Source organism: Phenylobacterium sp. (assembly GCF_024508875.1).
Lineage (GTDB): Bacteria > Pseudomonadota > Alphaproteobacteria > Caulobacterales > Caulobacteraceae > Phenylobacterium.
In genome coordinates this window covers 1-9,686 of the sequence record NZ_JANINU010000066.1, presented here as the reverse complement: position 1 = coordinate 9,686, position 9,686 = coordinate 1, and the positions used below count along the sequence as shown (strand labels likewise).

General features: G+C 69.0%; 12 protein-coding genes, 1 other RNA gene and 1 pseudogene. 4 read left to right on the top strand and 10 right to left on the bottom strand.

Features of this window, described 5'->3' with window-relative positions:
• Both Q0L11_RS06310 and ffs read right to left on the bottom strand, forming a co-directional pair.
• Positions 1-419 (bottom strand): annotated as a pseudogene (locus tag Q0L11_RS06310) (DNA polymerase III subunit gamma/tau); the annotation flags it as partial.
• Positions 420-480: 61 nt separating this feature from the next.
• An RNA gene (gene ffs, locus Q0L11_RS06305) (signal recognition particle sRNA small type) lies at positions 481-579 on the bottom strand.
• Positions 580-718: 139 nt separating this feature from the next.
• On the opposite strand from ffs, the gene Q0L11_RS06300 reads away from it, so the two are divergent.
• Complete coding sequence (locus Q0L11_RS06300) at positions 719-1,687, top strand: PEPxxWA-CTERM sorting domain-containing protein (protein WP_296596123.1); 969 nt, start codon at positions 719-721, stop codon at positions 1,685-1,687.
• Positions 1,688-1,839: 152 nt separating this feature from the next.
• Positions 1,840-2,553 carry a PEPxxWA-CTERM sorting domain-containing protein gene (locus Q0L11_RS06295; protein ID WP_296596122.1) on the top strand — a complete coding sequence of 238 codons (714 nt, stop codon included), beginning with the start codon at positions 1,840-1,842 and terminating at the stop codon, positions 2,551-2,553.
• Between the two features lie 34 nt (positions 2,554-2,587).
• Here the strand turns inward: Q0L11_RS06295 and yghU are convergent, their stop codons facing one another.
• From yghU to Q0L11_RS06280, 3 genes are all read right to left on the bottom strand, one after another.
• Positions 2,588-3,472 (bottom strand): glutathione-dependent disulfide-bond oxidoreductase, encoded by an 885-nt coding sequence (yghU, locus tag Q0L11_RS06290; RefSeq protein WP_296596121.1) that lies wholly within the window; start codon positions 3,470-3,472, stop codon positions 2,588-2,590.
• A gap of 93 nt (positions 3,473-3,565) precedes the next feature.
• Positions 3,566-3,808 carry a DUF2188 domain-containing protein gene (locus Q0L11_RS06285; protein ID WP_296596119.1) on the bottom strand — a complete coding sequence of 81 codons (243 nt, stop codon included), beginning with the start codon at positions 3,806-3,808 and terminating at the stop codon, positions 3,566-3,568.
• 15 nt (positions 3,809-3,823) lie between these two features.
• The gene (locus Q0L11_RS06280; protein WP_296596117.1) at positions 3,824-4,114 is read right to left on the bottom strand and encodes a hypothetical protein; all 291 of its coding nucleotides are present in this window, start codon (positions 4,112-4,114) and stop codon (positions 3,824-3,826) included.
• Positions 4,115-4,274: 160 nt separating this feature from the next.
• Here Q0L11_RS06280 and nudC point away from each other — a divergent pair, with 160 nt between their 5' ends.
• Complete coding sequence (gene nudC, locus Q0L11_RS06275; protein WP_296596116.1) at positions 4,275-5,201, top strand: NAD(+) diphosphatase; 927 nt, start codon at positions 4,275-4,277, stop codon at positions 5,199-5,201.
• Here the strand turns inward: nudC and Q0L11_RS06270 are convergent.
• From Q0L11_RS06270 to Q0L11_RS06250, 5 genes are all read right to left on the bottom strand, one after another.
• Positions 5,198-5,755: a TetR/AcrR family transcriptional regulator gene (locus tag Q0L11_RS06270; RefSeq protein ID WP_296596115.1), complete on the bottom strand. Its 558-nt coding sequence runs from the start codon at positions 5,753-5,755 to the stop codon at positions 5,198-5,200. The genes nudC and Q0L11_RS06270 overlap by 4 nt on opposite strands.
• Before the next feature lie 29 nt (positions 5,756-5,784).
• Entirely contained in the window at positions 5,785-6,273 is a 489-nt protein-coding gene (locus tag Q0L11_RS06265; RefSeq protein WP_296596114.1) for a PaaI family thioesterase, read from the bottom strand.
• A 159-nt stretch (positions 6,274-6,432) separates the two neighbouring features.
• Positions 6,433-7,086 carry a PEPxxWA-CTERM sorting domain-containing protein gene (locus Q0L11_RS06260; protein ID WP_296596112.1) on the bottom strand — a complete coding sequence of 218 codons (654 nt, stop codon included), beginning with the start codon at positions 7,084-7,086 and terminating at the stop codon, positions 6,433-6,435.
• A 300-nt stretch (positions 7,087-7,386) separates the two neighbouring features.
• Positions 7,387-8,229 (bottom strand): prephenate dehydratase, encoded by an 843-nt coding sequence (locus tag Q0L11_RS06255; RefSeq protein WP_296596111.1) that lies wholly within the window; start codon positions 8,227-8,229, stop codon positions 7,387-7,389.
• Complete coding sequence (locus Q0L11_RS06250; protein WP_296596110.1) at positions 8,226-8,963, bottom strand: 3-deoxy-manno-octulosonate cytidylyltransferase; 738 nt, start codon at positions 8,961-8,963, stop codon at positions 8,226-8,228. Before Q0L11_RS06250 ends, Q0L11_RS06255 begins: the two co-directional genes overlap by 4 nt.
• Positions 8,964-9,099: 136 nt before the next feature.
• On the opposite strand from Q0L11_RS06250, the gene Q0L11_RS06245 reads away from it, so the two are divergent.
• Positions 9,100-9,686: cytochrome c family protein (locus Q0L11_RS06245; RefSeq protein ID WP_296596109.1), on the top strand; the 587-nt coding region annotated here is incomplete at its 3' end.

The following is a 9,686-nucleotide window of genomic DNA, read 5'->3' as shown; positions in this document are numbered from 1 at the left end:
GTGCGGCTGGCGGCGTCCAGCTCCAGGACGTCCATGTGCCGGCCCTCGATGATGGCGCGGCAGTGGAAGCCCTCTTCCTTCAGGTCCAGCGACGGCTCGTGGACCGTGTCGGTCTCGTAGTTCAGCGCGCGGGCCAGCAGGCGCGCGGTCGTGGTCTTGCCCACGCCGCGGACGCCGGTGAGCATGAAGGCGTGCGCGATCCGGCCCGTGGCGAAGGCGTTGCGCAGCGTCCGGACCATGGCCTCCTGGCCGTAGAGGTCCTCGAAGCTGCGGGGCCGGTATTTCCGCGCGATGACGGTATAGGCCGCGCCCTCGTCCTCCGAACGCGGCGGAGGGGCCGGCGCGGGCGCGTCGCCGCCGAACATGTCGCCCGTGTTCGGGTCGCGTTCGGGGATGTCGTCGTCGGGGAAGTCGCCCATGCGGCCATCTAACGGGACGCACAGGTCCCGCGGAAGTGGGCGCCCTCAGAAATCGGGGGAAAGGTGGAGACCGGACAACGACCCGAGCCGTGACCCGTTGTGGCTGCTTCCTTCCGGACCTGACCAGGTTGGCGGGGCGTTCGTCCGCCGCCGATCTCCGCGGCGGCATATGGCGGATCGGCAGCCGCAGGGCAAGGGGCGGGTAGGTCGCAGGTCGCCTGTCGATCCATTCAAGTTGCGCAGGAAACCGTCACGGCCCTAGGGTGAGAACGCACCTCGTAAGCAAGTGAGCGTGTAAGATGCGTCCCGGGCTCTTCACCGCCATCGCGGCCTTTATCTCGCTGAGCGCCGCGCCGTCGGTCGCCGCGCAGTACATCTTCACGACGGTGGACTTCGCCGGCGCCGACTTCGGAACGTTCCTGTACGGCCTGAACGACGCCGGCGCCGCGGTGGGAACGGCGCAGTTTAAGGACGGCAGCCAAGGCAATCGCTCGTTCGTCTACGAGTCCGGTGCGTTCTCGACCGTGGACATTCCAGGATCGTCGCCCAGCGCCACGGTCGCCTACAGCCTCAACAACGACGGCTATACCGCGGGGGGCTACCAGGACTTTCCGAGCACCGGCGTGCGGGGGTTCATCGAGACCGGCTCAGGCTTCCAGTCGGTGGACGTGCCAGGCGCCAACCCCACCGAAGTGCATCGGGTCAACAATCTGGGCGACGCCGTGGGCAGCTACACCGCACCGGGGAGCATCGCGCGGAGCTTTCTCCTCAGCGGCGGAACCCTCTCGTACATCGATGTGCCCTGGGACAGCGACTACACCGACGCGTGGGACATCAACGACGGCGGCGATATCGTCGGCAGCTACGGCGTCGACGGCGTCTCGCATGGCTTCCTGCTGTCGGGCGGCGCCTTCACGATGATCGACGTGCCGGGCGCCCTCAGGACCTCAGTGATGGGCATCAACAACGCCGGCGCCATCGCCGGGCATTACACCTCCGCTACAGGCGTCCACGGGTTCGTGTTCGAGAACGGCGTGTACACCACTATCGACCACCCGCTCGCGGACAGCCTGACTTTCGTCATGGACATCAACAACGACGGTTCGCTCGTTGGCTTCTTCAATACGGCCGGCGGCTACAGCGAATACACCCACGGCTTCATCGCTGACGTCGGCGTGCCGGAGCCGGCGACTTGGGCGCTGTTGCTGGTCGGCTTCGGCCTGGGCGGCGCGAGCCTGCGACAGCGGCGGCGCGCCGCATCGATCTGAGTCCGCCTGCGCGGATGCAGCCCGGCCCCCTGCAATTCCGCAGCCCCTGGCTGCGGAGCTCGCAATTGTCGCGCCCCCGGCGTCGCCATATTCCGACGGCCTCCCCCGGCGAGGCCTCCCCGCCTGCCGGACACCCCGTGAGGATCTGAGAAATGCTGAGTAAAGTCGGCGCCTTGAGCGCCTGCGCCCTGCTGCCTGCCCTTCTGGCCGCCACGCCCGCCGGCGCCGCTGTGGTGATCTATTCGGGGTTCGACCCCAGCGCCACGAGCAACGCCACCAAGCCCAACGCCGACGCGGCGCGCGCGGCGTTCCTGACCGCCATTTCGGGGCTGGACGACGTCTACACCCAGACCTTCGAGACCGGCCCCCTGGGCAAGCTGCCGGTCTATGACCTGGGCCACGGCGCGACCATGACCGGCTCGGACGGCAACAAGAACCCGCAGGCCGTCACGAACCAGCCGCTGTGCCAGTACAACGCCTGCGGCGGCAACACGACGGCCGGGGGCAAGACCTATGTCTCGGTGAGCACCGGGACCGTGACGTTCAGCTTCGCCGACCCGATCCACGCCTTCGGCGCCTATTTCACCGGGCCGCAGTTTCCGGGCCTGACCCTGACCTTCAACGACGGCACGTCGCGGACCGTCGACGTCCCCGGCCAATTCGGCGCGGACTATGTCGGCTTCACCGACTTCGGCGCGGCGATCACCCAGATCACCTTCAACGCCGGCCGGGACATCATGGCGATCGACGACATCACCTTCGCCTTGTCCCCGGCGCCCGAGCCGGCGTCCTGGGCGCTGATGATCGCCGGCTTCGGCGGCGCGGGCGCGATGCTCCGTCGCCGGCGCGCGACCGCCGCCGCCTGAGTGGCGAGCCCCGGGCGACCGGGGCTCCCTTGCCTCAGGCCTTGGCCTTCTCGGCCGCCTCCAGCGCCTGGTCGATGTCGCTGGCGTCGTGCCGCTCCAGCACCGCCGGCTCGCCCTGGGCGCGGTTGACGATGCGGCCCCGCTTCACCGCCGGGCGCTGGCCGATCTGGTCGGTCCAGCGCTGGACGTTCTTGTAGCTCTTCACGTCCAGGAACTCGCCGGCCTCGTAGGCGCCGCCCTTGGCCACCAGGCCGTACCAGGGCCAGGTGACGATGTCGGCGATCGTGTACTCGGACCCGCCCAGGTACTCGCTCTCGGCCAGGCGGCGGTCCAGCACGTCGAGCTGGCGCTTCACCTCCATGGCGTAGCGGTCGATCGCATATTCGATCTTGAAGGGCGCGTAGGCGTAGAAGTGGCCGAAGCCGCCGCCCAGGAAGGGGGCGCTGCCCATCAGCCACATGACCCACGACATCACCTCGGCGCGCTTCGCCGGGTCGGTGGGCAGGAACTCGCCGAACTTCTCGGCCAGGTGGATCAGGATCGCGCCGCTCTCGAACACCCGGATCGGCGCCGGGCCGCTGCGGTCCAGCAGGGCGGGGATCTTGGAATTGGGGTTCACCTCGACGAAGCCCGAGCCGAACTGGTCGCCCTTGCCGATGTTGATCAGCCAGGCGTCGTACTCCGCGCCCTTGTGGCCGAGGGCCAGCAGCTCCTCGAGCATGATCGTAACCTTCACCCCGTTGGGCGTGCCCAGCGAGTAGAGCTGCATCGGATGCTTGCCGACCGGCAGCTCCTTCTCATGCGTGGGTCCAGCGATCGGCCGGTTGATCGCGGCGAACCGGCCGCCGCTCTCCTTGTTCCACTGCCAGACCTTGGGCGGAACGTAGTCGGCCGGGTGGTTCGGAGGCGGCTCGGACATCTGGATGCTCCCTGGCGTTCTGTTCTCGCGCCTCGCGATCCGGCGCCGCTTCGATGTGGGGCGCCGGATCGCGTTTGGCCAGACGTCGCAGCGTCAGGCGGCCGCCCGCCTGTCACCCGTTTCGTGGATTGCGGGAGACAGGAAGCGGCCGGCCAGCGAGCCGTCCCGAAGCCGGATGCGCAGTTCGCTCGGCGTCCCGGCTACGGCAAGGCGCTGGGCCAGCCGCCGCGCCGCAAGTTCGGCCGCGCTTCCCGCCGCGAACACCATGTCCGCCGTCACGCCTTCGGCCTTGACCGCCCAGCCGTCCCCGATAGGACGCACCTCGATGATCTGCATGCCGCGGCCTCCAGCTCAGGCGTCGGCGCGCGCCGCCCGGTCGAGCCGGGTCAGGGCGTCCCGCACCTCGTGGAAAGGTACGGGTTCGGGCGTCCCCAATAGCCAGCGCAGACCGGGCTCGTCCTGCACGGCCGAGGCGTCGGACGCCCACGAGGAGAGGATCGCCCGCTTGTCCTGGATGTCGAGGTGGGGGTCCTTCAGCACGTCGTCGGGGCTGATGTACCCGGGGGCTGGCCGAAGGCAGCGCTGCATCGCCGCCGCCAGGCCTTCACGCCAGATCGTCTGTTCCGAGGTCGCGAGCCTCATCTGAATGCTCCTGGATTGCTGTCCTTTCCCAGTGCGACCGCCGCGGAGAAGGCGGCCGCGGCGCATGATTTGGATCGAGGCCGGCGCGTTTCAAGAGGTCCAGGCGCGCTCCGCCAAGCTGCGCCTCGACGACCCCGCGCGAGGGCCCTAGATAGTCGGTATGGCGCTCTCCTTCTTCCAGAACACCTTCGCCGGCAATCCGTTGGACCGGGCCAGCGACCGTCGCGGCGACGAGGCCTGGCTGGCCGCACAGCTCGCATCCTCGGACTCGCTGGGGCTCGCGATCTGGAACGGCAAGCCGCTCGTCGAGAAGACCAAGGACGGCGGCGTGCAGATCGCTTACCTGCCTGCTCGGATGGCCAACGAGCTCGCCGGCGGCGCCGAGCGGCTGCTGTTCATGGGCCTGTGGCAGGAGACCGCAATCTTCGCCGTCGACATCGAGGGCCCCAACGACCCGGCTCACGGCCCCCTGCAAGGGCTGGGCGAGTTCATGGACCTGCGCCAGATCGCCCTGCGGCTGCCGGCGACCGACGCGGGCATCCTGGCCACCGCCAAGTCGATGTTCGAATGGCGCCGGCGCCACCAGTACTGCGCCGTCTGCGGCCGCCCGTCCGACGCCAAGGACGGCGGCTGGAAGCGCCAGTGCCCCGCCTGCGAGGCCGAGCACTTCCCGCGCACCGACCCCGTCGTGATCATGCTGGCCTACCATGGCGCTCGCTGCATGCTGGGCCGCCAGGAGGCGTGGCCAGCCGGCATGTTCTCGGCCCTCGCCGGCTTCCTGGAGCCGGGCGAGAGCATCGAGGAAGCCTGCGCCCGCGAGCTCAACGAGGAGGCCGGCCTGCGCACCCGCAACGTGCGCTACCACTCCACCCAGCCCTGGCCCTACCCGTCGTCGCTGATGATCGGCCTGATCGCCGAGGTCGAGGACGACGAGGGCACGCCCGACCAGACCGAACTCTCCGAGGTCCGCTGGTTCACGCGCGACGAGGCGAAGAAGTTGCTGAAGGGCGAGATCGAGGGCGCCTTCTGCCCGCCCCCGCTCGCCATCGCCCACCAGCTCATCCGCGCCTGGGCCGAGGAGGGCTAACCCGCCTCGGCCATGGCCGTCAGTTCGGCGATCAGGCCTTCGTCGCCCTCGACGTCGAGGATCCCGGCCTGGTGCATAGTGATGCCGCCGTGCAGAAGGATCAGCACCCGCATCACCGCGCGCCGGTTCTCGGCCTTGCTCCGGTCCGGCCGGCCGAACAGGCGCATGGCCTCGGCGATGGACAGGTGCACTGCAGCCTGCAGTTCGGGGCGATCCTTCATCGTCGCGTGTGGCCGACTCTTCATCAGGGCGTAGAGCTGCGGCCGGCGCAGGGCGAAGGTCACGTAGGCGCGCACATAGTCGGCCAGACTCTGCGCCGGGCGCAGGGCGTCGGCGAGGTCTAGGAAGCCCTGCTCGGCCACCGCGTCCACAAGGGCCTCGCGGTCGGCGAAGTGATTGTAGAGAGAGCGGTGCGCGACGCCCACGCTATCGGCCACACGGCGCAGGCTGAGCGCGCCCGCGCCGTCCGCCGTCGCCAACTCATAGGCCACGCGCACGGCCTCGGCGCGCAGATTTCCGTGCCGGTAGGTATCGCGCAGCGGGCGGGCGGGCATGGCCCCTTATAGGAGCGTCGCGCTGCTCGTCACAGCTTGAGGATCATCAGGGTCGAGGCGCCGTGGGCATAGAGCTTGCCGGCCCGGTCGGTGATCCGCCCCTCGGCCATGGCGATCCGGCTGCCGCGGTTCACGATCGTCGCCTCGCAGGTGACGAGGCCCATGTCGGCGGTCATTGGGCGGAAATAGTTCACCTTAAGGTCCACGGTCGTATTGCCCTGGCCAGGCTCGATGGTGGTCTGCACCGCGCTCCACAGCGCCGCGTCCAGCAGGGTGGCGGCAAATCCGCCATGGACGATGCCGATCGGGTTCACGTGCTGCGGGCCGGGCCGCCCCTCGAACACCACATGGCCCAGGTCGGCGCGGACCAGGTCGAAGTCCATCAGCGCGCTGATCGGGCTGCGGGCGCCGCCTTCGGCCAGCGTTCGCCGCATCACATCGAGCCCGTTGTGGCCGGCGTAGCGGCCGCGCTCGGGCGGCGGATCCCAGGTGACGGTGTGGCTGTAGGCGGCGGTCATCGTCTCATCTCCTCATATCCATCCAATGGATGCATCCATTGGATGGATATGGCTTTGCCGATGCGCTGGCAACGGTGACGCCACGTGAAGACAGGAAAGATCGCCGACAGGACGGACGCCGCGCGTTCGGGGGGCGCGCGGCGTCCGTCGGGGCCTGGGTCAGGCCGTCGCGAGCTGCCGCCGGCGGCGGGCCATGGCCCCCACCCCACCGAAGCCGAGGATCATCAGCGCCCAGGCGGACGGCTCGGGGACGCCGCCCACCTCGTCGAACGTGACGTTGTCGATGACTTCGATGAGACCCGTGTTCGTGCCGGGACCGCCCGTGAACGGGTCGCCGGCCGCATTCGTGTAGGCGAGGGTGAAGTTGTCGAACGGCCCGAACATGAAGCCGATCGTCTGGTCGACCACGTCGTTGCGGTTGAAGACGACGAAGGTCGAGCCGACCAGCGCCGCCCCCAGGTACACCGTCAGCACCGCCCGATCGCCGTCGACCGTGAAGAACGGGTCGTCGTTGCCCAGGTCCATGCTGAGGTACGAGTGCGCGCCGTCGGTGAAGCGCCCGGTGATGTAGTTGCCGCTGCTGTCGTTGCGCGCCAGCAAGCCCTGGCCGTCGCTCTGCGGCGTGTAGTTGCCGACCTCCAGCCCCGAGCCCAGGGCGGTGCCGAATTCGATCTGCGGGAAGCCAGCGGCGGTGTAGCCGTCCGCGACCACCCCTGGCGTGTCACCCTCGAAGGTGATGGTGGTCAGCGCCTGCGCGGCGCCGCCGGTGGCGATGAAGGCGGCGCATGCCGCCACAAAGAGTCCAGCTTTCATAAGCGCGCTCCAAGATGTTGCAAAAAACTCTGGATACTGCGCGCGCGCCACCTGCAACCGAACACGGTCCAGCCCCCGACAGAGCAGCTACGCAAGGCGACACTACTCTACGTCGAGAAAGAGTCTAGTCTTATGATGAATCTTTTGAATCTAGAGTTGAATCGAAGTCATTCAGCGATTTACTGAATAAGTACAGTAACTCTTCCTGCGACGAGTTCAGACTCCAGCCGCGACGATGCGCGCGCCGGGGCGCGCTCATGGCGGACCAACCTTTGGAGAGACGCTATTGTTCCCGCGGCTTCAGCGGCTGCGGAACGGATCGGCCGGATAGACGCCGAGGATCTCGAACCGCTCGGAGAAGAAGCCGAGTTCCTCGAAGGCGCGCGCCAGGTTCAAGTCCTCCGGGCGGCCGTCGACCTCGGCGTAGAAGAAGGTGGCCGTGAAGGCGCCGTTCTCCATGTAGCTCTCGAGCTTGGTCATGTTGACGCCGTTGGTCGCGAAGCCGCCCAGCGCCTTGTAGAGGGCGGCCGGCATGTTCCTCACCCGGAAGATGAAGCTGGTGACGCACGGCGCGGTGAAGGGCGGCGGCGGCGGAGCCTCCTCCGCGGTCATCACCAGGAACCGGGTCGTGTTGTGGTGCTCGTCCTCGATGTCCCGCGCCAGGATCTCCAGCCCGTAGAGCTCGGCCGCCAGCGCCGGCGAGACGGCTGCTTTCGTGGGGTCGGGACGCTCGGCCAGCATCTTGGCCGCGCCGGCCGTGTCGCCGGTCGCTTCGGTCTTCAGCCCCATGCGACGCAGGGTCTTGCGGCACTGGCCCAGGGCGATCGGCATCGAGACCGCCGTCTTCACCTGGTCCAGCGTCACGCCGGGGTTGACCATCAGGTTGAAGTGGATCGGCTTGAACCGCTCGCCGATGATCTTGAGGCCCGACGACGGCAGCAGGTGGTGCACGTCGGCGACCCGCCCCGCGATCGAGTTCTCCACCGGGATCATCCCGAGCTGGCAGTCGCCGGAGCGGACGGCTTCGAACGCCTCCTCGAAGGTGGCGTGCGGAACCGGCTCCATGTCCGGAAACGCCGCCATGCAGGCCTCATGGCTGTTGGCGCCCAGCTCGCCCTGGAAGGCGATGCGTCCCTTGCTCATGAATTCGTCCCTGCATGCTCGCGCGCCCGGCTCAGGTCGGACGGATTGTCCACCGAGATCGGCGCGTCCTCGGCCACGGCGGCCCAGATCGAAAGTCCCAGTTCCATCGCGCGCAACTGCTCCAGCTTCTCGCGCCGTTCCAGCGGCGAGGGCGGCGCGGCGTTGAACGCCTCCAGCGCCGCGCGGCGGTAGCCGTAGATGCCCACGTGGCGCCAGACCGGCTGGTCGCCGTAGAGGGTGGAGCGGGTGAAATAGAGCGCCCGGCCCGTGCGGCCGTCCGGCTGCATCGCCAGCACCGCCTTGACGACGTCGGGGTTCGTCCGGTCGTCGGCGGAGGCCTCCGGCGCGACCACGGTGGCGATGTCGCACGCCGGCTGGTCCGCCAGCAGCCCGGCGCAGGCCGTCAGCACCGAGGGCGGCACGAACGGCATGTCCCCCTGCAGGTTGACGACCACGTCGTGCGCCGCGCCCGGGTCCAGGACGGCGAGGGCCGCCAGGATGCGGTCGGAGCCCGAGGGAAGCTCCGGGTCGGTCAGAACCGCCCGGCCGCCGGCCGCCTCCACCGCCTCCACGATTTCCGGATCGCCCGCCGCCACCGCCACGGGCCCGACGCCCGCCGCCACGGCCTGGCGCAGCACGCGCACGATCATCGGCGCGCCCCCGATGTCCGCCAGGGGTTTCCCCGGCAGGCGGGTCGCGGCCATGCGCGCGGGGATCAGGACAATCGGGTTCATCGGTGCGGGGGTGGGACGTCTTGGGCGTTGCGCGAGCGCCGGTAGCGTGTAAGAGAGCCGCACGCAATAACGGGGCGGGATTCCCGCGCGTCCGCGGGGATATCCGCTGGCCGATGAGAGGCGTGACTAGGGGACTATGAGCGACCTGACGTTCAACAAGATCGCCGGCGCGGTGCTGGCGACGGGCCTGGCCATCGTCGGCCTTCGTGAGCTTTCCTCGAGCGTGTTCACGCCCGAGCATCCGGCCAAGGCCGGCTACGTCGTCGAAGTCGCCGAAGAGGGCGGCGAGGGTGGCGCTGCCGCGGCCGACACCCCGCCGGACTGGGGCACGGTGCTTCCGACCGCCGACGTCGCGGCCGGCGAGGCCACCTTCGCCAAGTGCAAGTCCTGCCACTCGATCGAACAGGGCGGCCCGAACGGCACCGGCCCCGATCTGTGGGGCGTCGTGGGCCGCAAGCCCGGCAGCCACGGCGGGTTCGCCTATTCGCCGGCCATGACCGATTTCGGCTCCAAGCAGCCCGCGTGGGACTACGACCACCTCTACGAGTTCATCAAGGGCCCGCAGAAATACATCGCCGGCACCAAGATGACCTTCGTCGGTCTGAAGAAGCCGGAAGACCGCATCAACCTGATCGCCTACCTGAAGGCCCAGGGCGGCACCCTGCCGGTCCCGGCGCCCGATCCGTCGCGCGCTCCGGGCGCCGCGGCGGCGGCTGGCGCGGC

What these genes read in the sequence shown, in the direction of transcription:
- Q0L11_RS06250 (WP_296596110.1), bottom strand. Translation starts at nt 8,963, where the DNA reads ATGAACCCGATTGTCCTGATCCCCGCGCGCATGGCCGCGACCCGCCTG.
- Q0L11_RS06270 (WP_296596115.1), bottom strand. Translation starts at nt 5,755, where the DNA reads ATGCCCGCCCGCCCGCTGCGCGATACCTACCGGCACGGAAATCTGCGC.
- Q0L11_RS06280 (WP_296596117.1), bottom strand. Translation starts at nt 4,114, where the DNA reads ATGAGGCTCGCGACCTCGGAACAGACGATCTGGCGTGAAGGCCTGGCG.
- Q0L11_RS06265 (WP_296596114.1), bottom strand. Translation starts at nt 6,273, where the DNA reads ATGACCGCCGCCTACAGCCACACCGTCACCTGGGATCCGCCGCCCGAG.
- Q0L11_RS06300 (WP_296596123.1), top strand. Translation starts at nt 719, where the DNA reads ATGCGTCCCGGGCTCTTCACCGCCATCGCGGCCTTTATCTCGCTGAGC.
- Q0L11_RS06285 (WP_296596119.1), bottom strand. Translation starts at nt 3,808, where the DNA reads ATGCAGATCATCGAGGTGCGTCCTATCGGGGACGGCTGGGCGGTCAAG.
- Q0L11_RS06295 (WP_296596122.1), top strand. Translation starts at nt 1,840, where the DNA reads ATGCTGAGTAAAGTCGGCGCCTTGAGCGCCTGCGCCCTGCTGCCTGCC.
- yghU (WP_296596121.1), bottom strand. Translation starts at nt 3,472, where the DNA reads ATGTCCGAGCCGCCTCCGAACCACCCGGCCGACTACGTTCCGCCCAAG.
- nudC (WP_296596116.1), top strand. Translation starts at nt 4,275, where the DNA reads ATGGCGCTCTCCTTCTTCCAGAACACCTTCGCCGGCAATCCGTTGGAC.
- Q0L11_RS06260 (WP_296596112.1), bottom strand. Translation starts at nt 7,086, where the DNA reads ATGAAAGCTGGACTCTTTGTGGCGGCATGCGCCGCCTTCATCGCCACC.
- Q0L11_RS06255 (WP_296596111.1), bottom strand. Translation starts at nt 8,229, where the DNA reads ATGAGCAAGGGACGCATCGCCTTCCAGGGCGAGCTGGGCGCCAACAGC.